22 protein-coding genes are annotated in these 21,904 nt (G+C 38.0%); 9 read left to right on the forward strand and 13 right to left on the reverse strand.

Features of this window, described 5'->3' with window-relative positions; translation table 11 throughout:
• Position 1: 1 nt before the first annotated feature.
• The 9 genes from J2T59_RS02270 to J2T59_RS02310 all read right to left on the reverse strand — a co-directional run bounded on the left by J2T59_RS02270 (position 2) and on the right by J2T59_RS02310 (position 8,458).
• Positions 2–859: an ABC transporter ATP-binding protein gene (locus J2T59_RS02270; protein ID WP_259133537.1), complete on the reverse strand. Its 858-nt coding sequence runs from the start codon at positions 857–859 to the stop codon at positions 2–4.
• Positions 846–1,766 (reverse strand): ABC transporter ATP-binding protein, encoded by a 921-nt coding sequence (locus J2T59_RS02275; RefSeq protein ID WP_259133538.1) that lies wholly within the window; start codon positions 1,764–1,766, stop codon positions 846–848. The genes J2T59_RS02270 and J2T59_RS02275 overlap by 14 nt, the downstream gene beginning before the upstream one ends.
• The gene (locus J2T59_RS02280) at positions 1,767–2,609 is read right to left on the reverse strand and encodes an ABC transporter permease (protein ID WP_259133539.1); all 843 of its coding nucleotides are present in this window, start codon (positions 2,607–2,609) and stop codon (positions 1,767–1,769) included.
• Positions 2,593–3,543 (reverse strand): nickel ABC transporter permease, encoded by a 951-nt coding sequence (gene nikB, locus J2T59_RS02285; protein ID WP_259133540.1) that lies wholly within the window; start codon positions 3,541–3,543, stop codon positions 2,593–2,595. Before nikB ends, J2T59_RS02280 begins: the two co-directional genes overlap by 17 nt.
• Positions 3,544–3,570: 27 nt before the next feature.
• Positions 3,571–3,738 carry a hypothetical protein gene (locus tag J2T59_RS02290; protein WP_259133541.1) on the reverse strand — a complete coding sequence of 56 codons (168 nt, stop codon included), beginning with the start codon at positions 3,736–3,738 and terminating at the stop codon, positions 3,571–3,573.
• Between the two features lie 153 nt (positions 3,739–3,891).
• The gene (locus tag J2T59_RS02295) at positions 3,892–4,341 is read right to left on the reverse strand and encodes a class I SAM-dependent methyltransferase (protein ID WP_259133542.1); all 450 of its coding nucleotides are present in this window, start codon (positions 4,339–4,341) and stop codon (positions 3,892–3,894) included.
• A 28-nt stretch (positions 4,342–4,369) separates the two neighbouring features.
• Positions 4,370–5,944, reverse strand: a complete 1,575-nt coding sequence (locus tag J2T59_RS02300) for an ABC transporter substrate-binding protein (RefSeq protein WP_259133544.1) — start codon at positions 5,942–5,944, stop codon at positions 4,370–4,372.
• Between the two features lie 230 nt (positions 5,945–6,174).
• Positions 6,175–6,891 (reverse strand): formylglycine-generating enzyme family protein, encoded by a 717-nt coding sequence (locus J2T59_RS02305; RefSeq protein ID WP_259133546.1) that lies wholly within the window; start codon positions 6,889–6,891, stop codon positions 6,175–6,177.
• Positions 6,892–7,210: 319 nt separating this feature from the next.
• On the reverse strand, positions 7,211–8,458 hold the full coding sequence (locus J2T59_RS02310; protein ID WP_259133548.1) for a proteasome-activating nucleotidase: 1,248 nt from the start codon (positions 8,456–8,458) through the stop codon (positions 7,211–7,213).
• Positions 8,459–9,050: 592 nt separating this feature from the next.
• Between J2T59_RS02310 and J2T59_RS02315 the strand changes: the two genes are divergently transcribed.
• From J2T59_RS02315 to uvrB, 4 genes are read left to right on the forward strand one after another with little or no spacing between them, the layout of a single operon-like run.
• A complete protein-coding gene (locus J2T59_RS02315; RefSeq protein ID WP_259133550.1) occupies positions 9,051–10,181 on the forward strand; it encodes a hypothetical protein in 1,131 nt (376 codons plus the stop codon).
• A 22-nt stretch (positions 10,182–10,203) separates the two neighbouring features.
• A complete protein-coding gene (locus J2T59_RS02320) occupies positions 10,204–10,455 on the forward strand; it encodes a TIGR00304 family membrane protein (RefSeq protein ID WP_259133552.1) in 252 nt (83 codons plus the stop codon).
• A gap of 4 nt (positions 10,456–10,459) precedes the next feature.
• A complete protein-coding gene (locus J2T59_RS02325; protein ID WP_259133555.1) occupies positions 10,460–10,795 on the forward strand; it encodes a TIGR00304 family membrane protein in 336 nt (111 codons plus the stop codon).
• 30 nt (positions 10,796–10,825) lie between these two features.
• Positions 10,826–12,811 carry an excinuclease ABC subunit UvrB gene (uvrB, locus tag J2T59_RS02330; RefSeq protein ID WP_259133557.1) on the forward strand — a complete coding sequence of 662 codons (1,986 nt, stop codon included), beginning with the start codon at positions 10,826–10,828 and terminating at the stop codon, positions 12,809–12,811.
• A 27-nt stretch (positions 12,812–12,838) separates the two neighbouring features.
• Here uvrB and J2T59_RS02335 read toward each other — a convergent pair whose 3' ends face one another.
• Both J2T59_RS02335 and J2T59_RS02340 read right to left on the reverse strand, forming a co-directional pair.
• On the reverse strand, positions 12,839–13,855 hold the full coding sequence (locus J2T59_RS02335) for an ATP-binding cassette domain-containing protein (RefSeq protein WP_259133583.1): 1,017 nt from the start codon (positions 13,853–13,855) through the stop codon (positions 12,839–12,841).
• A 92-nt stretch (positions 13,856–13,947) separates the two neighbouring features.
• The gene (locus J2T59_RS02340; RefSeq protein ID WP_259133559.1) at positions 13,948–14,118 is read right to left on the reverse strand and encodes a hypothetical protein; all 171 of its coding nucleotides are present in this window, start codon (positions 14,116–14,118) and stop codon (positions 13,948–13,950) included.
• A 348-nt stretch (positions 14,119–14,466) separates the two neighbouring features.
• Here J2T59_RS02340 and J2T59_RS02345 point away from each other — a divergent pair, with 348 nt between their 5' ends.
• The 3 genes from J2T59_RS02345 to J2T59_RS02355 all read left to right on the forward strand — a co-directional run bounded on the left by J2T59_RS02345 (position 14,467) and on the right by J2T59_RS02355 (position 16,686).
• Positions 14,467–15,690, forward strand: coding sequence for an ABC transporter permease (locus J2T59_RS02345; protein WP_259133560.1), 1,224 nt, complete (start codon positions 14,467–14,469; stop codon positions 15,688–15,690).
• 302 nt (positions 15,691–15,992) lie between these two features.
• Positions 15,993–16,304 carry a hypothetical protein gene (locus J2T59_RS02350; RefSeq protein WP_259133562.1) on the forward strand — a complete coding sequence of 104 codons (312 nt, stop codon included), beginning with the start codon at positions 15,993–15,995 and terminating at the stop codon, positions 16,302–16,304.
• A 1-nt stretch (position 16,305) separates the two neighbouring features.
• Positions 16,306–16,686: a DUF2283 domain-containing protein gene (locus J2T59_RS02355; protein ID WP_259133564.1), complete on the forward strand. Its 381-nt coding sequence runs from the start codon at positions 16,306–16,308 to the stop codon at positions 16,684–16,686.
• 8 nt (positions 16,687–16,694) lie between these two features.
• Here the strand turns inward: J2T59_RS02355 and J2T59_RS02360 are convergent, their stop codons facing one another.
• Both J2T59_RS02360 and J2T59_RS02365 read right to left on the reverse strand, forming a co-directional pair.
• Positions 16,695–17,288, reverse strand: coding sequence for a hypothetical protein (locus tag J2T59_RS02360; RefSeq protein WP_259133566.1), 594 nt, complete (start codon positions 17,286–17,288; stop codon positions 16,695–16,697).
• A gap of 72 nt (positions 17,289–17,360) precedes the next feature.
• The gene (locus J2T59_RS02365) at positions 17,361–17,717 is read right to left on the reverse strand and encodes a hypothetical protein (protein WP_259133568.1); all 357 of its coding nucleotides are present in this window, start codon (positions 17,715–17,717) and stop codon (positions 17,361–17,363) included.
• Positions 17,718–17,931: 214 nt separating this feature from the next.
• Between J2T59_RS02365 and J2T59_RS02370 the strand changes: the two genes are divergently transcribed.
• Both J2T59_RS02370 and J2T59_RS02375 read left to right on the forward strand, forming a co-directional pair.
• Complete coding sequence (locus J2T59_RS02370) at positions 17,932–21,303, forward strand: chemotaxis protein CheB (protein ID WP_259133570.1); 3,372 nt, start codon at positions 17,932–17,934, stop codon at positions 21,301–21,303.
• 164 nt (positions 21,304–21,467) lie between these two features.
• Complete coding sequence (locus J2T59_RS02375; RefSeq protein WP_259133572.1) at positions 21,468–21,818, forward strand: PAS domain S-box protein; 351 nt, start codon at positions 21,468–21,470, stop codon at positions 21,816–21,818.
• The last annotated feature ends 86 nt before the right edge of the window (positions 21,819–21,904 follow it).

Below are 21,904 nucleotides of genomic sequence, written 5' to 3' on the forward strand. Positions count from 1 at the left end.
CTTATTTACCTAATACCGGAATTCGTGTCATTACAGGAGATTCTAGATCCACGACATTTTCTATCTCTTGTTTATTCTCAGTAGTTAAAGACATTTTGTTCATATTCTCTATTAACAACTTAGTATACTCATGTGAAGGATTCTGAAAAATATCTGATGTGTGACCAATCTCAACTATACGTCCATCTTTCATTACTATAACCCTATCTGCAATTCTTCTAACGAGTGTGAGGTCATGTGATATGAAGATTAGTGTCATTCCCCTATCCTGTTTCAATTTCATTAATAGATGAACTATATGTGCCTGGACTGAAACGTCAAGTGCAGAGGTTACCTCATCGGCAATTAGAATATCGGGTGACATGAGTATAGCACGAGCAACCGCAATCCTTTGATTCTGGCCTCCACTTAACTGATGAGGATAATATTTCAAGTACCTCTCACCCAACCCAACAGATTCAATCGAATCTACAATTATTTTATTGAACTGGGACTTTGGGACTTTCTGCAGTATTAGAGGCTCTGCTAATACTTGATAAATTGTTTTCTTGGGGTTAAGTGACATATCAGGGTTCTGGAAAATTATCTGGATCCTGGACATTATCTCTGATATGACAGTACCCTTATCACTATTGAGTATATGTTCACCAGCTTTTATCATTCCAGCATTCACTTTTTCAAGACCAACAAGACATTTAGCTAATGTTGTTTTCCCACAACCACTCTCACCAACAATACATAACGTTTCATGGTCATTTAAATTGAACGAAATATCTTTTAATGCAAGTCTTTTTTTCTTCCTGAACAAATTACCTGAAGAATATGATTTACTAACACCTTTTACCTCAAGCATAAGCATGACACCTCACAAACCTGTCCACATCCACTTGCACCAGTTCAGGATGTTTGTTACAACAACATGCATGTCCATATTCACACCTATCATTAAACCTGCACCCTTCCACCTTTTGAGAGATATGAGGTGCAGTCCCTGGAATTGGTTTCATGTCACGCGATGGGTGTGAATCCATCAAACTCCTGGCATATGGATGAAATTGTCTTGAGAAAAATGCTGAAGCTGATGCAATCTCCACGATCTCACCCGCATACATAACAGCTATCCTGTCAGATAAGGTGTAAGCTACATCAAGGTCATGGGTTATCAGGAGTATTGAACGTTCTCTGTGCAACTGTGCCAGCATTTCAATCAATTGTATCTTTATCGTAATATCAAGACCTGTTGTAGGCTCGTCTGCGATCAGCATATCAGGATCACTTGCAGTACCAAAAGCTACAGCAAACCTCTGTTTAAAACCACCACTTAACTGATGAGGATATTGTGCAAGTCTTCGTATAGGATCATCTATACCAACACTTTTAGTGATCTCAGTCATTTTATTAATTGTAGCTGATTTCCCGGAATATTTCATGATCTCAGCTAACTGTGACCTCATAGTGAATACAGGGTTCAATGAACTCGATGGATTCTGGAACACCATACCTACACGTCGACCTCTGATCCGTTTCAATGCTTTTTCTGTTAATGTTAGAAGATCATCATCCTCAAGATATATCCGACCCGATACTTGAGCATCTTTGGGTAACAATCCCAGTATGGAATTGGCAATAAGAGATTTACCACACCCAGATTCACCAATGATCGTAAATGTTTCGTTCCTGTTAACATCAAGATCAACTGTATCTACAGGTACTAGAACACCTTCCTCACTAGGAAAACTTATCCTGACATCACGCAACTTCAACATTTAGAACACTCTCCATCTTTGTTTTGTGTCCTTGGGATCGAATATGTCCCTTAGACCATCCCCTATAAAATTAAAACCAAGAACAATACTCACAATGAACATCCCCGGCACAAACATTACATGCGGTGCTGATTGTAAAAAGTATCTCCCATCATTCACCATCATGCCAAGTTCAGGGTATGATGAAATACCAAGTCCAAGAAAACTAAGACTGGCTGCTGCAAGAATCACATAACCCATACCCAGCGTAGCAATCACTAACAGAGGTGAGGTTATGTTTGGTAATATGTGATATCTTAATATATGCAAATTCCCTGCACCCATAGACCTGGATGCAAGCACGAAATCCATGTTCTTCACAGATATGACAGACCCTCGACTAATCCGTGCAAACACTGTCCATTCAACCAATGCCAGTGCTACTACCAATCCTATAATAGATCCACCAAATATTCCTGCAACTGCAAGTGCAACAAACATACCTGGGAATGATAGGAACGCATCAACTACTCTCATTATTACTTCGTCCACCACACCACCGACATAACCAGAAACTGCACCAATAACAGTTCCTGTAAACAAAGATAAGGATATTACTGAAATACCTATTATCAAACTTATCCTGGTAGCAAACAGTGCACGGCTTAATATACACCTACCTAAATGATCGGTTCCAAGTGGATACTCTGAAGTTGCTGTTAGTGTGGGTGATACCAACCTTTCATCAAGATTTGCTTGATAAGGATCATTGGGTGCAAGCCAGGGTGCAAACAGTGCTACTAATACCATTACACCAGCTAATAGCAAGCCTATACTCATACTCCGATTAATCGTGATCTTCATCGTACCTCCACCTGGGATCAAGGTATGCATACGATACATCTACTAGCAAATTAATCACCACAAAAATAGTTGCCACGAACAAAAGTGTACCTTGTATCATAGGATAATCCCGATCATATATCGAGCTAACCATCAAATTCCCAATCCCAGGCCATGCAAAAACTGTTTCCACAACAACCGAGCCGTTAAGGAGATACCCAAAACTCAATCCCAGCATCGTGATCACGGGTATAAAAGCGTTCTTTAACCCATGTTTAGCTATAATAATATGTTCAGGAATACCACGTGCTCGTGCTGCTCTGATATAATCCTGGTCAAGCACATCAAGTAAACTCGACCGTATCAACCTCATAAGAACCGCGGCAGATGCCGTACCCAATGTCAATGCAGGTAATATCATGTACATAAGTTCACCACTCTCACCATACCCCCCAACAGGGAACATGTCAAGCATTAGTGCAAATACCAGTATCATTATATAACTCTGCCAAAAATTGGGTACTGAGACACCTATAAGTGAAATGAACCTACTAATATCATCTTTCCATGTATCTCTAGCAAGTGCAGCAAGTATACCGCCAGGTATTGCGATAAGTAACGCGAAGAACATGCTCAATAAAGCTAACCTGAACGTTGCTCCAAATTTTTGAACAATAGCTTCACCAACAGGCTGGCCTGTCATGTAAGAATAACCAAGGTCACCCGAAAGTACCTGTGTAAGCCAAATACCGTACTGTACATAGAACGGTCTATCAAAACCCATCCTTTCCCTAAACTCTTCCACTGCAACCGGATCCGCAATACCGTCAGGACCCGTCATTAGAATCTCTGCAGGATCACCTGGTGCAAAATGTATTATAGAAAAGCTTAACACTGATACTAAAAGAAGTGTGGGAATTAAGAAAACCAATCTTCGCAGTACGTAATTCAACATTTTAAATATCCTTATCTCATGCTCATTTCATGCTTTTCTGTTAGCTATTACCACAAACACAGAATCCGTGTTCAATAATCTTAAAAGAGGATGTAATTTGCTTAAATTGTATTTTTGTATTTCAGGAATGTCAGTTACATCGATCTGTGAAAAACCTGTACGTTCAAAAAGCAATTTTACACTATCTGGTTTCACGTCGAGGTATAAAGGTAAATCATGACTAAACTGAGAATAATGTTGTGAGAACTTATCAGTACTCTTATTACTATTCTTTCGATCAGTTACACCAAAACTCCTGACAACCCGGGTTAACCACCGTTTAAGCTTTTTAGAAGGTGCAGGATCGAATCAATTACCATCAATCGCAATAACCTTCCCATTTTCTGAACTTAATACCCTGTTCCATTCACTTAACGCCTTATCAGGTTCTGGTAATGTCCATAACAAATACTTGTTCACCACAATATCGAACGTCTCATCATGAAACGGCAGATTTTCAGCATCACATTCCATGAACTTCACATCCAATCCTCTACTTCCAGCCTCTTTCTCTGCTTCGTCCAACATTGACTGTGAAATATCTACCGCAGTAACTTCATGACCCAACTCCGCAAGTAATAATGCAAGAAAACCTCGACCTGTCCCCACATCCAAAACTTTTAACCTTTGTGTCCCTAAACAAGAAGAGAGATACCGTTTCCAGATATCTCGTTCCTCATCCACGAGTCCGGTCACACCATTAATATAACTCGAACTCCTCCAATCCCAATATTCCTGTATCTGCCTCTTAACATCCATCAGAACAATACCTCCACTATTAATCCTATTATACCGCGATCCTGTTAGTCAAGAACGTTATTTCGTTTGGATACAATATGAATCCATCAACACCTGAAGATAATCCCACTGTTTTCTTGTAATAGAACACGAACAGTTCAGGACAGTCCTCATGCACCTGTTGTTGTACTTTATTATAATACTCCATCCTTACATCCTCATCAGGATTAGTACGTGCAATACTTAACCATTCATCCACATCAGGATTAGAGTACCCAGTCCATTCAGCATAAGTATTCCCTGACTCAAAATGTTGTGTTAAGAAATAATCGGGATCACCGGTTGGAGCTATACCCCATGCATATAATGCAAGGTCATAATCACCATTGTTCATATCCGCACTAAGTGCACCACTTTCAAGAGTTATAGCTCTACTCTCAATACCAATTGAACTAAGCTGGATCGCCATTACTTCAGCTGATGGTCGAAGTTCAGGTCGGGCAGAATAGGTCTTGATATCAAGTGTAAACGGTTCACCTTCATATTCCAGGGTTCCGTCACCTGTCCTATCCTCAATACCAGCTTCCTTTAACAGCTGTAAAGCTTTCTCCTTATCATGATGATACGGTTCAAGTCCTTCATTAAAAGACCACATGAAATTAGATGGAAACATTCCTATCGCAGGCGTACCACCAAAACCTTCAAGTGCAGCATTAACTACCTGTTCACGATCAATCGCATAACTTATAGCTTGTCTTACACGCACATCATCTAAAGGTTCTTTATTAGTGTTCACGTACATGAACGCGGTTCTCATAGTCTCCTTGTTCACAGTATCTATATGACCTAATGAATTTAGCCGAGATACTTCTGATGCTGGTACACTATCAGCAATATCCACATCCCTACCCTCTACTTTTAGAGCTCGGGTCATTGGATCACTCACATACTCTATCACGACCCTATCAACCTTAGCCAATTCACCCCAATATTCGTGGTTCTTGGTCACCTCAAGTCTAGTATCAGGATTGAAAGACGAAAACATGAATGGACCCGTACCTGAAGGTTCACCTGCAAGATCGTCAACTTTAGGGTTCACTATAGATACTATAGGGTCCGTCAATGTAGCAATAGTTGGAGCAAACGCTTCATCTGTAACTATACGTACAGTATTTTCATCCACTGCATAAATTTCTTCAATGAACCTATACTGGCTACTACGTTTATTCTCAGGGTCCATTACCCTTTCAATCGAATATACCACAGCTTCCGAATCCATCGGAGTACCGTCATGGAACTTTACATCATCCCTTAAAGTAACTTCCCAGGTAACCTCATCAATGACCTGGTACCCAGTAGCCAATTCTGGGACTAATTCCATATCTTCATCATAACTAAACAGGGTCTCATAGATACCAGCTTGTCTGACATACCATCCAACCCAATCATAACCCGGGTCAAGAGAATGTGATGGTCCAAAAGTCTGTGCAATATGTAACAATTTCTCATCACCATTTTGTTGTGAAGAAGAACTATCATTGTTCCCTAAACAACCCGATAATGCAAGATTTATTGAAAGAACAATCAGAACAAAACAGAGAATATACTTTGAACTATATTTCATATTAATCACGTTTTATGAAGAAATTAAATATTAATAAATATTACTAAATTATATTTATGTAACAACTATTTTTAATTGCAGGTACATAATTATGATTAATTTGTTCAGTAACACTACTCTCGCATTTAAAAACTAAAAAACTGCTAACAACCATTATTCTAAGAGCTAATCAGCAGTAGTCGAAAAAAAAAGATTGATTGTTGATCACAATATCAGCTAATATACAAATTTCATGATTTAATCTGTCGCAATACACGAAAGCCTAAACTATAATGTCTTTCCCCAGGCAGGATACAATATCTTTTAGTGGCTCTACAAAAGTCTGGATAACTGTGCCAACAACCACCTCGTATCACACGTCCTTCATTCTGACCCTCATCCCACGGCCTGTTATCTGTAGGTGCACCGGTATAATCATCATGCCATCTATCATGACACCACTCCCATACATTACCGTGCATGTCATATAGGCCTTGAAAATTAGCTTTCTTTTGACCAATGGGTTGTGTTGTACCACACGAATTCGAAACGTACCAACAATACTTATCCAATTGTTTTTCATCATTACCAAAAGAGAAACTTATATTTTTTTCAGTATCATCTGCCCTACAAGCATATTCCCACTCAGCCTCTGAAGGTAATCTGTAAATATCAGTACCTTCGATAGAATTCAATTTTGCAATGAACTCATTCGCATCATACCATGAAACATTCTCAACAGGTCTTGTACCGCCTTTGAAGTTAGATGGATCGGTATGCATCAGTTCATACCACTGTTCTTGAGTTACCAGGTACCTTGAAAGTTGAAACTTATCCACTATATTTCTTTGATGTACCGGCATTTCATCTTCTTCAAATTCAGATCCCATCATAAATTTAGATGGAAGAATAGTTACGAATTCCATACCAATACTGTTCACGTAAACTTGCTTGAAATTTGAGTTCAAGTTACTATTCTCCTACTCTATCATTTCGATCATTTCGAGAAAAATCTGTTTTTTCCCATACATAGTTTAGATGAAGCCCAGTTTATAATATATCGTTGTTGTTTTGTTTTTAAGTTTCAATGATGCGCTAATTTTCTGTTTAGGTAACAGCCAGATATAATGAGATACAACCAAAATTACCTTACATGAAAGCTCTCTTCTAAAAAAAGTATCTTGTATAGAATACAACTTATTTTATCTTAAACTAAAAAAAAATATAATGGGTATGGAGGGATATATAGTACTAAAATATCCCCACATATTTAAACTTGAATTTATTTCAGGCGAACATGCCTTGTACTACGGTTGGTTCATCTTCCTCTTTCACTTTCTCAATAGAGCTAAGGAAATCGTTCATTGTCACCTGTTCACCACGTCTTCGCAAAACGAACATTCCAGCTTCCTTGACAATAACCTCGAGATCAGCACCACTGAGTCCTTCAGTAAAACCTGCTAATCTTTCGAAATCCACATCTTCTGCCAAATTCATTTTCCTGGAATGTATCTTCAGTATATCAGAACGACCTTTTATGTCAGGTAATGGCACTTCAACAATCCTATCGAACCTCCCAGGTCGAAGTAGTGCGGGATCTAACAGATCTATCCTGTTAGTAGCAGCAACTATCTTCACATCACCTGAAGGATCAAAACCGTCCATCTCGGCGAGTAATTGTAACATTGTCCTATTAACTTCAGCTGACCCTGTAGTCCCATCATGTGTCCTCATACCACCAACAGCATCGATCTCATCAATGAACAGGATAGATGGCGCCTTATCCCGAGCTAATTGGAACACGTCACGTACAAGCCGTGCACCTTCACCCACGAATTTCTGGACTAGATCAGATCCTGCCATTCTGATAAAAGTAGCATTCGCCTGTGATGCTATAGCTTTTGCCACAAGTGTTTTCCCGGTACCAGGTGACCCGTAAAGCAACACACCTGTTGGAGGTTCGATCCCCACTTTCCTGAATATCTCGGGTTCGGTCAATGGGAGTTCCACTGACTCAATGATTTCTGTTAAAATATCATCAATTCCACCGATCATATCATAACTAACACCAGGTGAAGTGATCACTTCCATCACCTGTGCACGTACATCTGTTGCCTGGCTTGTAACTGAAACAATGGAAAACGCTGCATTCACACTTACACGTGCACCAGGCCTGATCTTCTCTCTCATCTCACCCTCAGGTAATTTTGTCATTACCTCCTGGTTATTCCCATGTTGTCGAATAAGTACAAGATCTGCATCATTATCCACTTCAACAACAGTTGCTACAAAGAGTGGAGGTGATGTCAATTTATCTAATTGTTCCTTTAATGTATTAACTTCTTGAAGGTAAGAATTCGCCCTCATATTAGCGTCCAGTAACTTAGCCTTCATTGACTCGTTCTGAACTTTTAGAGACTCTACTTCGTTCTCTAACATCTTTATGTTCTTAGTACACGGACCATCTTCATTCTTATTCTCATTCTCGATATTTGAAGATGAATCTACCGGTGATTCTGAACTTGCATCTGACATAATTGCCCAGTATAATCAGCATATAATATAAATTCAACTGATGATGCAAATTTTATATGAGAGGTATAGATTATATCCTTTATTGAAGTTATATGCAAAATTAGTATCTATTTAATCTTTAAATTTTTATTTATTTGATTAAACAATTTATTTATCAAAATAAATTGTTTTTAATATTTAATTTAAAATAATATGACTTTAGCACAGTTTTTACTTGTCCCATACAACCCCTTTATTTCTACTGGAACTATAAACATTTATATTGTTTTAGTGTATACACATAATTTGATTATAATATTTAGAATAAATGAGTTTAATTAAGTTATATAAGTAAAATAACGGTTAATAAACCTTAGAATTAGTCAAATACATCTTTATACAGATTCATATCAATATACTTAAATATAATAAATTACAACTCATTATTTGTAAGTGAATGAAAAACAATTTGGTATTACCTTGTAAACAGGAATACCACATAATAAGTTCACATATCAAATCAAGATAAACACATGAACCAAAGTCTGAGGGGATGAATGGTTTATGATCCGTCTTCTGAGGGGATGAACGGATTTGGAAAGAGGCTAAGAGGATGAAGGTTCGGCTCGAAATTATCAATGACGAGGGTAATAAGGACGTCAATGTCGAGTTTGAAGGAAAGCAATGGAAAGAATGTTTATTGAAGTTTATTGAATCAATTGATAATACCAATAATGCAAATACTCCCACAACGTTTGCCGAACCTCCATACCAGCCCATAAAACAATCACAACAAACTCATAACAATAATTCAACTTTTTCTCAACCCCAACAATATCAACAACCTGTGAATCAGCCATACTTTAACAGCAACTCGCCACCCAACCCCCAAGCTGGTTCACAGGTTCCACACATGTCACCACAATATCAGTACGTGAACTCACAGTATACAGTACCTGATCCAAACTATAATCCGTATCAAGTACAGCCACAGAACAATCCATACTATGTTTCACAACAAAACGTACCACATGTTGATCAACAACAAGTTAACCCACAGTTAATACACAATCAAAATGGTCAAACATCTAATCCTAACATACCACAGAATCCGGTACAATACCCACAACAAATACAACCAAATACTGGTTACACTCAAGCACCACCACCTCAGTTCACATATCAACCACCACAACAACAAGTGAACACGCAATATCATGGTGTTAATACACAACCTCAACCCCAAATTCAATATCATCAGAATAATGTTAATAACCCACAGAGTCCATTAACACCATCACAGGATCCCAATGGAATAAACACAGGTTCACATTCACAGGTAGTATCAGTACCAACAACAAATCAAGTTCATCAACAAGAACAACAACAGCCTAAAATAGATTCACTTAAACAAAAATTGACTGATACGACTTTAACAATAAGTGAACGACTTGAACTTTTCTTGAAATACGAGTATCCTCGTGTCTGGTTCACTTCACAGGATATTCAACAACATTATGAACGTATTTATGGTACTATCAAGTTGAGTACAGTATCAACATACCTCTCAAGGATGTATAGGAAGAAGTTGCTTGATAGACGTGGTAACAGGACACAGAGACAGTACATGTATATTGGGGACAGAGATGGTGAGGATACTTTAAATGTACCACAACCACAGCAAAATACCGAAAGTTCTGAACCTAATAATAACCAATTCCATGAAGGAACACATTTAATTTAAGATAATATCTATACTCTTTCTTATGAACAGTGAACTCAGCCGTACTGCAATATCCCTTATCATATTAGGGTTCCTGTTAGTCTTTATTGGAATGATAGTAAACCTATTCTCGAATACTGATAATAGTAATGGTATTTCTACAGAGTTCGGTGGTATTGTGATGATCGGTCCCATACCTATAATAGTGGGAACTTCGCCCGAGATCACAGGGATATTGATCGGACTCGCAATCATCTTAATCTTAGTATACATGTTCGTATGGAGGAAGATGTGATCTTATGAGTATGGGTACTTCCATAATAATAGCTGGCACGGTTCTAATAATAATGGGAATATTTCTGTTATTCATCTCAACATTAAGAAGGTCTAGAGATGGTAATGATTCTAGTAAAAAATATTCTAATAATTATAATTATCATTCCCATTACACACCAAATAGTGAAAATGTAGATCACAATGATGATGATAACAGTCATAGTAATGTGCGTGGGGGTGGTGTGGTAATGATCGGACCAATACCCATAATATTTGGGAGTGATAACCAGAGTGCTAAGGTCATGATGATACTCGCTATTATCCTGATGCTAATTGCCCTTGCCATAATGTATTTATGATAATACCATTTACTTTCTTACCTTAAAACCATGGATTCATTTACACTCGTTTCAGAATATTCTCCTCAAGGAGATCAACCAAAAGCGATCTCACAATTATCTGAAGGTATACTTGAGAATAAAGAACATCAGACACTGTTAGGTGTCACTGGGTCTGGTAAGACTTTCACTGTAGCTAATGTTATTGAGAACGTACAACGACCCACACTTGTAATAGCTCATAACAAAACACTTGCAGCACAACTCTATTCAGAATTTCGTGAATTCTTTCCACATAATGCAGTAGAATATTTCGTGAGTTATTATGATTATTATCAGCCGGAAGCTTACATTCCTACAACTGACACATATATCGAGAAAGAGTCTTCTATCAATGAAGAGATCGATAAATTAAGGTTACGTGCAACTAAATCTTTACTTGAACGCAGAGATGTACTTGTAGTATCAAGTGTCTCCTGTATCTACAACCTGGGTTCACCTGAAGAATGGAAAAGTATGACAGTTATGATACAGGTAGGTGACGAGGTCGAACGCAGTTGGTTATTCGCAAGTCTTGTGAACATGCAATATGAGCGAAATGACATTGAACCCGTACAGGGCACTTTCAGGTCACGCGGTGATACGATAGATATTTTCCCTGCACAGGAAACCTATGGGATAAAGGTAGAACTGTTCGGTGACGAGATTGATCGTATATCTTATTTCAATCCAGTTACTGGTAAGGTCACAAGAACAGTTTCTGAACATGAGCCCGTGATAATCTATCCCGCAAAACATTTTGTCATGCCTCAAGAGAAGATTGAACGCGCAATAACCTCGATCGAAAATGAACTCGATGACAGATTAATTGAACTCGGGAAAGAGAACAGGTTACTTGAAGCTCAAAGACTTGCCCAGAAAACTAAGTTTGATATTGAGATGTTAAGAGAAATTGGATATTGTAGTGGTATTGAGAACTATTCACGACATTTCGATGGCAGAAAACCGGGTGAAGCACCACCTTCATTACTAGATTTCTTCCCTGACGACTATTTGTTGGTAATTGACGAATCTCATGTTACCATACCCCAGATACGTGGAATGCATAACGGTGATAGAGCAAGGAAACAGTCATTGGTCGAGTATGGGTTCAGGTTACCTTCTGCGTTTGATAATCGGCCATTAAGGTACGATGAGTTTGAGCAGAGGATCAATACAGCGATCTACGTCTCAGCCACACCCGCAGAATACGAACTCGAGAAAAGTGGTGAACCCGTGGAACAGATCATTCGACCCACAGGTCTAGTTGACCCTGTTATTGAAGTGAAACCTATCAAGAACCAGGTAGATGACCTCTTAAACGAGATAGATAAAGTTCGAGAAAGGGGATTCAGGACACTCGTCACTACCCTTACAAAAAAAATGGCCGAAGACTTAACTGACTATTTAGCAGAATCGGGTGTACGTGTACGGTACATGCATTCTGACATTGATACACTTGAACGTGCAGAGATCGTGAGACAGTTAAGAAAAAAGGAATTCGATGTTCTTGTAGGTATTAATCTGTTAAGGGAAGGTCTAGATATCCCAGAAGTTGCGCTTGTAGCTATCCTGGATGCTGATAAGGAAGGGTTCTTGCGGTCAGAACGGTCACTTATCCAGACAATAGGTCGAGCATCACGTAACGTTGAAGGTCGTGTTATCCTATATGCAGATAATATGACAGGATCAATGCAACGTGCTATCAGAGAAACTAACCGCCGGCGTGATATTCAAATTAGTTTTAATAAAGTACACGGTATTACACCCCAAACCATCAAAAAAGCTATCCAGAAAGAACTTATTGAGGTGGAAGAGGAAGTTGGGGACTATCAAGAAGTTACACCAGAACTTGAGTTTGGGGATGATGTTGATATTGATGAAATATTAGAGGATCTCGAATCACAAATGAAAGAAGCTGCCCAGAATCTCGAGTTTGAACGTGCAGCTGAACTCAGGGATCAGATAAAACAGGTTAAGGAATCATATAAAGCTTGAGAATATTAAATTAATTCTAGTATCAATTCATTTTTTCCTTGTACGTGCAATGAACCTGAGCCTCTGCATATCATCCATTGTATCGGCCCTCATCTTCTTACCAGTATGATGGAGGAAAACGTCATCCAGTGTAGGTTTTCTTAGATTCACGTTAATTACCTTTATCTCAGAACCCCTGGATATGATACTCAGGAGTTCAGGGATGGCACTTTCACCGTTACTAACAGTGATCATAATATTTGTACCGTTCCTGGTGATTGATGAGAAATCGATCTGATCATCACTCGCTTGAACCATATCTACCAATTTTTGTGCACCAGTTTCGTTACTCACAGTAAGTGTAATGATATCACCACCGACTCGCCCTTTAAGGTTTTCAGGTGTATCTAAAGCAACTATCTTACCTTGATCTATTATTGCTATACGTTCACAGAGACTATCAGCCTCTTCCATATAATGCGTGGTGAGCAACATAGTTACCCTTTCTTCCCGGTTCAATTCCCTGATATATTCCCATATATGGTTACGTGTCTGTGGGTCAAGACCAAGTGTGGGTTCGTCAAGGAACAGAACCTTGGGTCGATGAATTAACCCGCGTGCAATCTCAAGTCGACGCATCATTCCACCAGAATATGTTTTCACAATATCGTCAGCACGTTGATCGAGTTCAACTAATTCTAATAGTTCCTTGATTCTCCTATTCCTGAGATCACGTGGCATCCCGTACAACCTGCCATGGAGTTCAAGATTTTCACGACCCGTAAGTTTTTCGTCAAGTGTAGTGTCCTGGAACACAACACCTATTGATCTACGAACATTGATAGCTTCTTTACTAATAGAATAGCCGTTAAGGGTCGCAGTACCTGATGTGGGTTGCAACATCGTGGATAACATCGAGATAAGTGTGGTTTTCCCTGCACCGTTTGGACCCAGGAGCCCGAAAAGTTCACCTTTCATTATATCAAGTGTAACATTATCCACTGCAACCAGTTTATCAAACCTTTTACTCAGATCTCGTACTTTAATAGTAATCTCATTATCCACGTTCAAACACACTCACAACAACTAATTAATTAGTTACCTAACCATATATTTAAGTTAAGTCTGCCTTCTTCCTGCAGTTATAGCAGAAATTTTCAGACCTGAGCTTGCATATCCTCTAAAGTATAAAGCAAAATATTGTATTTCCCTGCGAAATCTCTAGCCTCTTCTGTAAAACCGGACTTAGAAACGACCATGAAATGATCTAACCTTTCCCTGACCAGATGGGTTATTTTCAGCCTAAAGTTCCCTATAATGGAAATCAAACGAAAATCTTTATTCCAGATTCAGATTCCAGATACTCATTTACTAATTCCTGTTGATGAATTTACTTTATTATTGTAACAACAATTATTGTGTCCCCAATAATATATGAAATTAGATATCTTGCCAGACAAAGACTATTTGGACAAATCTGTTTTTAGAATTAAAGTTGAGAAAAAATAATATCAAATATATAATAAGAAATATATTGTTTTGTGTTATAACTAGCTTATCTTTTAAACAAGAAATTAACACACTCAATTTCCATACATTGTTCTTGAACAAAAATTACACGCAATTGAATTCATCCTAGAACTAAATTCTAACTTAGATATATAATTGGCTACAAAATGATCGATCTTAAATTAAAACAAGCATTGATGTTAGCTTTTGGGAGCATCAATAGCGCTAAACTCAGGTCAACACTCACCACACTTGGCATAATTATAGGTGTTGCTGCAGTTGTAGCCAATCTTTCATTAGGTGCAAGTGTTAATCTTTATTTTGAGGAAGAATTAGGTGATTTCGGTGATAATTTCATTATTGTTATAGGTGAGAGTCCAAACCTTTTCAGTGACCAGGAACTTGAGACTATCCGCCGTACATCTGGCGTAGAGTCAGTTGCACCAATGAAACAGCGTACTGGACAAGTGACATTTCGTGGTGTATCACGACAGATCAATGTAGAAGGTATAGGTCAGGATTACCCGGACATTGTGAGTGTCGAATTGGAGTCGGGTAACCATTTCTCTGATACTGGCCAATATGTGGCTGTAGTTGGGTATAATGTAGCTACTGAACGGTTCGATCGACCCATTAATACCAGGAATTCAATTGATATCACATTTAGAAGAAATGACGGTACTGTTGTAACACAAACATTCAGGGTATTAGGAGTCACAAAAGAACCTGACCCTGACGCGATCCCATTCAACACACAACCACCTGAGGATAATATTTATATCCCGATCTCCACAATGAACGAACTTTTAAATGAAGATGATTTTGGCGCATTTGTAGCAAATACGGCAACTCGTGAAGAAGTACGTGCAGTTTCAGAATCAATTGATAGAAACATTGCACGAAGTATTGGTATATCTGCAAGGGACCTGGATAATGAACAGGTGAAACCTTACACTATCATCAACCAGGCAGATATTATTGAACAATTGAACCAACTCTCGTTCGCACTCACTGTCTTAATAACAGCAGTCGCCTTCATTGCACTTATTGTAGGCTCGATCGGGATAATGAACATCATGCTTGTTACAGTAACCGAACGTACACGAGAAATAGGACTTATGAAATCAATCGGATTCGATTATCAAGATATACTGAACCTGTTCATAATAGAAGCAGTTATTGTGAGTTTAATTGGAGGTATACTGGGCACCTTACTGGGTCTGGTAGGGTCATTTGCACTTGAGATCTATTTAGGATTACCTCACATCTTCCCGATCCAACTTATTTTCTTAGGTTTGAGTATCTCTATCATAATAGGATTAGTGTCCGGAGTCTATCCTGCCAGTAAAGCAGCTAAAATGGATCCTGTAGAAGCTTTAAGGCACGAATGAATTGGTTGGGGGCTTTGTAGAGGTCCTATTTTCCATAATTATTTGAAACGAACTCTATCTTTCGAGAAGCCTAGTAAAAACAAGATTATTCTTTCTAGAAAAAATATGGTGAAGAAATTCAGTCAATATAGTAAAATGTAAGATGTTAATCATAAAGTCGAAAAGTATAACTTATTTACAATTATTATTTACCTAAAGAATTCTACAGAGCCTTTTGTTATATTTTTAAATTAGGAAGTAACTAAAAAAATGAACATACCCTAAATTATTAAAATGAATACTTGACCTAATGAGGTAGACTGTTGAACATAACACAATTCCAAGAGTATCTGCAAAAAGTTGATATCGATAATATAACTTTCAGCAATCATTTTGTAAAGCGAGCACATGAACGAAACTTGGATAATCTAAAAAATAAAGCCAATTTGCATGATATGTTCTCCAGAGAAATCCCTGAAAGGATTGTGAACCAGGAAAATAACAAATTTAAAGTAGTATATACATATAATAATAAATACGATGTGGTCATGGTTATTTCAGTAAAAAGTACTAATAAATTCAGCATTTCATTAGTAACGTGTTTTCTGCAAGAAGTGGAAAGGAGGATGAAATAATATGAGCTATTATAAAATTCATTATGATAATAGCCATTTTGATTATGATTGGCTAAATGATAGTATGTATATTTATCCCCATGATCGTGAATACAAATCCTCATTGATGCTAGATGATGATATTATTCTTGATGTGGGCGAAAATGGCAGAATTGTAGGGATTGAGATACTAGAAGCATCTAAGAAATTCAATGTAAGTAAGTATGAAATGCATGATCCAATTGAACTTCAAGTGAATTTTGAAGTGAAAGACGGCAAATTCACTCTCAATCTAAATATGACCTTTGTAAAAAGGAACAAAACCATCCCAAAGAGTATTTCACTTACTGGTGAAAACGAGATGAACTTATCTCCAGGATCTACGACCTTAGCACTAGCATAATGATGAGCTCATTTTAATATAATATTATCAACTTTTGTTCGAATATAGTGAAACACTGTATCGAAATTATCCGGTGTACATTTCAGGAGCATTGGGGTAAATCTTGATCTTCGATTAACCTGTATCATCCTCTTATCCCTGTAAATTACGGCATTCCTCATCTCAGTCCAGCCCATGAACTCGGATTCCCTCGATCTACTTATCAGCCCTGCACCTGCAGTGGTCATACCCGCAGACCTGTTCCCAGCAGGAATCCCTAGAATACCACCGATTATAGCAAGTTGACCTAGTTTCTGTGACGTTTTACCTTGTTCTGAATAGACACCGACCTTATCAACCTTGAACTCGGTCATGAACCCACCTCTGGTGATAAGATGTAATACTCCTGCTGAAACTCCTAATAAAATTAAGAGGAATGAGAATAAACCAGCAAACACGAGTAAGTAATCCAAATAATTCCTATAATCTATCACTAACAAAATAATAAGAACGAATAGTGATGCCAGGAATACTGCAATTACTATCTGTTTCAATATCATCGAATCTATAATAGGTACTTTAGCAGTCCATGTAATAGGTTCCTGAGCCTGATCCTCATCCATTTAATTCACATTTTTATAATATGATTTATTCATTTCATTTCATTTTAGTTGGTATTAACAAGGGATCAAGGTTCACTGTACTTTCCTGTAAAACATCTCACCTTTTACTTTCTGTATAGTATCCCCAACCTGCCAACCTTGTTGTCTATCAAGTTTCTTCTTTTTCCCATTATTGAGGTTAAGGTGTGCCACATCACGTGAATTCACTATCCCACCCTCATCGTCATAATCCTCTTCGTGCCTGATATCAACTATCTGCCCGATCCATTCCTCGTTCTTAATCTTACGGTTATATACTGAAAGTACTACCCAAATAATAACAAATAATGCACCTACACCAAGAGCTGTACCCAATTCCCCGGTATAAATGAACATACCCAGGACCACAGCTAACAATACAACAATATACATAATTGCGCTGAATATCATCTTGATTCACTCCATCAACTTATATTCAATAAAAAAACAATTTACAATTAGAATTCTGACTAAATAATATATAAAAGTTCCTATTTAACAAAATTCACACTTAAATCGCTAGCATGCAACGTTTTAAGTATCAGAGTTGAAAATTTTCGTTTAATTTATATAAGATTATATAATAAAAATAAATAAGTCAAACAGTTAATAGGGTAGTAAGTATATGACCTCAGAATCAGTCAAAAACGGTAACTATTCCCGTCATTACATTGTAGGAATAGGTGCTTCTGCAGGTGGACTTGAAGCTATAGAATCTCTTTTTGATAGAATGCCTCAAGATACAGGTATGGCCTTTGTAGTGGTCCAGCACCTCTCACCAGATTACAAGAGCCTTATGGTAGAACTCTTATCCAAAAGGACTAGTATGAAAGTGTCACGGGCAGAAGATGGGATGATAGTTGAACCTAATAATGTGTACCTCATCCCTCCAAAGAAGAACATCACTATATTCCATGGTAAATTGTTATTAACTGATCAAGGAGAATCACGAAGACCCAATTTCCCTATAGATATTTTCCTGGAATCACTTGCTGAAGATCAGACTAACAGGTCAATAGGTATTATCCTCTCTGGCACTGGTAGTGACGGTATGCGCGGTATCAAGGCTATCAAGGAAAAGGGTGGTATGGTCATGGTCCAAACCCCGGAATCTGCTAAGTTCGATGGTATGCCAAGAAGTGCGATCTCAACAGGTATAGTTGATTTCGTGACAGATACTCAGGACATGCCAGACCAACTCCTCTCATTCATAGAACACCCCTATGCAAAGGTCCAGGACCAAGCACCACCTTCACTGGTAAGTGATAAGGAGAATATGGACAGGCTGTATTCTTTACTTAGAAAAAAGCATAAACTAGATTTCACTTATTATAAGACCAATACGGTAGTGCGTCGGGTTGAACGGCGTATGATGATCACACGAATAAATGAATTCAAGGATTATGTAAGGTACCTTGAAGATAATCCTCACGAGATAACTAACCTTTACAGAGAACTCCTTATCGGTGTAACACACTTTTTCAGGGATCCCGAAGCTTTCGAGCTAATAGGTGAAAAATATATTTCAAACCTTATCCTCAATGTAAATGATAATGAAGATATCAGGGTATGGTCAACTGGCTGTTCCACAGGTGAAGAAACATATTCACTCGCAATACTCTTCAAAGAAAAAATGGAACAGCTTAACAAGAACGTTAATGTAAAGATATTCGCTACGGATATTGATTCGGATGCTATCATGAAAGCTGCTGCCGGTAAGTTCAGTGAAAGTATCACTGCAAACGTATCAACTGAAAGATTACAAAAATATTTCAGGCCAGTAGATAACGGATATCTTATAAACAAGAATATCAGGGAAATGGTAGTATTTGCAAAACACGATCTCTTAAACGACCCACCATTCCCGAACATAGACCTTGTAAGTTGCAGGAACCTCCTGATATACCTGCAACCTATCCTCCAATCAAGAGCATTGGAACTCATGAACTATTCCTTACGATCTAAAGGTATCCTATTCCTGGGTCCCAGCGAGACAACTGGCGATACGTCAGATTATTTTGAACCATTGAACCATAAATGGAAGATATACAGGTCTAGAGGTAAGGCCAATATACTGGATATGCATAAGATCAGGAACATTTCTATGGATCACTCCGAGGCGCAGTATAGGTATGATAATACTAATATGAACATGGTCACAACACCTCCAAGCAGTGCTTACAGGCGAGAACGTCAGCCAGATAAGATGCTTGAGCGGATCGTAGAAGGATTAAAGAACGAGTATATTCCAACCACTCTAGTATTAAACCATAATATGGAACTCGTGTATACTTTAGGTAATATTGAAGGTTATTTCAAAGTACCTTCAGGCAGAATGATTTTCGATATCTCAAAAATGATGTCAAAGGACCTCTCCGTCCCTATAACAACAGGTCTTCAGAAAGTGTTCACTAACAAGGAAGATATCAAGTACACCAACCTGAGAACAACAGTTAATGGTGAACGCGTGAAACTTAATATCCTGATAAAGATGTTACCCGAGAAACAGGGACATGAACCATTAGCTGCAGTGTTCCTGTTCGATAAGGTCCCTGATAAAGACCTTGATATCAAGGAAAGTGACCCCTCAAATTATGACATGGACCAGATCGTTGAACAACGTATCACTGACCTGGAACAAGAACTCCAGCTCACAAGAGAAAATCTACAAGCCACGATCGAAGAACTTGAAACCTCTAATGAGGAACTCCAGGCAACTAATGAAGAACTCTTTGCAAGTAATGAAGAACTCCAAGCAACTAATGAGGAATTACATTCAGTCAATGAAGAACTGCATACAGTGAACACGGAATACCAGGACAAGATATTCGAACTCACAGAACTCAACCAGGATATCGAGAATCTTATGTCCAATACTCAAATAGGTGCACTGTTCCTTGACGAGAATCTTGAGATCCGCAAATTCACTGAAACCATCAAAGCCATATTCCATCTTATCGATAAGGACATTGGCCGTAATATCGAGTTCATCTCGGATAAAGTGCTGGGAATAGACCTCCTTGACATCATCAAGTCCGTACAGGATAATAACGAGTCATATGAAAACGAGATCAATACCAAGGACGGGAAGTGGTACTTGATCAAAGTATTACCGTACAGGGTAGAAAAGGACATCTATTCAGGTATTATCGTAACTATTATAGATATCAGTACACTCAAAAATACGCAAAAGTCGCTTGAAAAGAATAAATTATGGTTAAATGATGTAGCCACCTTATCAAAAATAGGTGCTTGGGAACTCGATATCAATACAAGGGAAATGGACTGGACTGATGAAGTATATACCATCCACGACCTTGATAAGAACGAGTTCAAGCCAAGTATAGATAACCTTATCCAACTTTACAGGAAAGAGGATAGGACCAAATTAATGAATGCACTTGATAACACAATTGAGAACGGAACACTATTCGAACTTGACCTCCAATTAGACTTGGATGTAAATGAGAAAAATGACAGGACAAGTAAATGGATACGGCTTATAGGTAAATCTGACAGGGATAATGAACAGGGTCTTAACCGCATCTACGGGTCATTCCAGGATATCACTGACCAATTTGCACTTAATAAGGAACTCGAAAATGCACGTATGAGCTATAAAGAGTTCTATGATACAATCAACAGTCCCACAATAACATGTGAGAACTTTAAGGATAAAGGTATTATCGTGTCAGATATGAACTGTGCAGCTGAACAGTTCTTCGGTACATGGGAAACTGATCATGATAATGGCAGTGGTAATGCACATGATGGAAATATACCACCTAAGTCCTTTTTCAATCTAGTTAACTTACATGAGAACGGGTCAGATATTAAGAACATGTTCAATACTGTCTGGGAAACAGGTATACCTGAACATATCGAGTCTATTACTGTGAGTAACAGTGAAGGTACTACTAAACAATTCGAGTTGCACCTCTACAGATCAGCCTGTGGTGAACTCGTGAGTATTTTCCACGAACCAAGTCAACCTTAACATTTCATATTAAATTCTATTATAATTATGAACCAATAAAGAACTAATTACAAATTGATCGATCAATCAAGTAAAGTAAAGTGAAATAAATCGAAATTCCAAAAATAAAATAGATCAGTACGGACGAACACGAACATATTTTGATATGGATACGGGTACTTACAATGAATGATAGTGACATTGATACCAAAGAACATGGCCGTTCCAACCCAGAAAATATTGATGATTTGGAAAAATTATCACCCGAAAAGTTACGTGAAGCCTTACACGACCTCCAAGTGCATAAGATCGAACTTGAGATCCAGAACGATGAACTCAAGAAAGCCCAATCAGAACTTGTAAGACAACGTGAAAGTTATTATCACCTGTTCCACATGGCACCAATAGGATACGCATTAGTTGACGAAAAAGGTATTGTGAGAAAAGCTAACAGGTTATTAGCCGAGATTTTTGGTCTATCGAGTCTTGAGAACGTGGGGCTGTCAAAAACTTTGGGGTTGCAAAGCCTGAGCTAATTAATAACAATAAATATATATTATTAAAGTAGATATGGTTTTGTGAAAAACCATATCATATCCACTTTCAAATCTCATATTAGCTC

Source organism: Methanosalsum natronophilum, from assembly GCF_024808815.1.
Taxonomy (GTDB): Archaea; Halobacteriota; Methanosarcinia; order Methanosarcinales; family Methanosarcinaceae; genus Methanosalsum; species Methanosalsum natronophilum.

Excerpts from the sequence above, each read along its gene's own strand:
- J2T59_RS02270 (WP_259133537.1), bottom strand. The coding sequence starts at position 859 with ATGCTTATGCTTGAGGTAAAAGGTGTTAGTAAATCATATTCTTCAGGT.
- J2T59_RS02275 (WP_259133538.1), bottom strand. The coding sequence starts at position 1,766 with ATGTTGAAGTTGCGTGATGTCAGGATAAGTTTTCCTAGTGAGGAAGGT.
- J2T59_RS02280 (WP_259133539.1), bottom strand. The coding sequence starts at position 2,609 with ATGAAGATCACGATTAATCGGAGTATGAGTATAGGCTTGCTATTAGCT.
- nikB (WP_259133540.1), bottom strand. The coding sequence starts at position 3,543 with ATGTTGAATTACGTACTGCGAAGATTGGTTTTCTTAATTCCCACACTT.
- J2T59_RS02295 (WP_259133542.1), bottom strand. The coding sequence starts at position 4,341 with ATGGATGTTAAGAGGCAGATACAGGAATATTGGGATTGGAGGAGTTCG.
- J2T59_RS02300 (WP_259133544.1), bottom strand. The coding sequence starts at position 5,944 with ATGAAATATAGTTCAAAGTATATTCTCTGTTTTGTTCTGATTGTTCTT.
- J2T59_RS02310 (WP_259133548.1), bottom strand. The coding sequence starts at position 8,458 with ATGTCAGATGCAAGTTCAGAATCACCGGTAGATTCATCTTCAAATATC.
- J2T59_RS02315 (WP_259133550.1), top strand. The coding sequence starts at position 9,051 with ATGAAGGTTCGGCTCGAAATTATCAATGACGAGGGTAATAAGGACGTC.
- J2T59_RS02320 (WP_259133552.1), top strand. The coding sequence starts at position 10,204 with ATGAACAGTGAACTCAGCCGTACTGCAATATCCCTTATCATATTAGGG.
- J2T59_RS02325 (WP_259133555.1), top strand. The coding sequence starts at position 10,460 with ATGAGTATGGGTACTTCCATAATAATAGCTGGCACGGTTCTAATAATA.
- uvrB (WP_259133557.1), top strand. The coding sequence starts at position 10,826 with ATGGATTCATTTACACTCGTTTCAGAATATTCTCCTCAAGGAGATCAA.
- J2T59_RS02345 (WP_259133560.1), top strand. The coding sequence starts at position 14,467 with ATGATCGATCTTAAATTAAAACAAGCATTGATGTTAGCTTTTGGGAGC.
- J2T59_RS02355 (WP_259133564.1), top strand. The coding sequence starts at position 16,306 with ATGAGCTATTATAAAATTCATTATGATAATAGCCATTTTGATTATGAT.
- J2T59_RS02360 (WP_259133566.1), bottom strand. The coding sequence starts at position 17,288 with ATGGATGAGGATCAGGCTCAGGAACCTATTACATGGACTGCTAAAGTA.
- J2T59_RS02365 (WP_259133568.1), bottom strand. The coding sequence starts at position 17,717 with ATGATATTCAGCGCAATTATGTATATTGTTGTATTGTTAGCTGTGGTC.
- J2T59_RS02370 (WP_259133570.1), top strand. The coding sequence starts at position 17,932 with ATGACCTCAGAATCAGTCAAAAACGGTAACTATTCCCGTCATTACATT.
- J2T59_RS02375 (WP_259133572.1), top strand. The coding sequence starts at position 21,468 with ATGAATGATAGTGACATTGATACCAAAGAACATGGCCGTTCCAACCCA.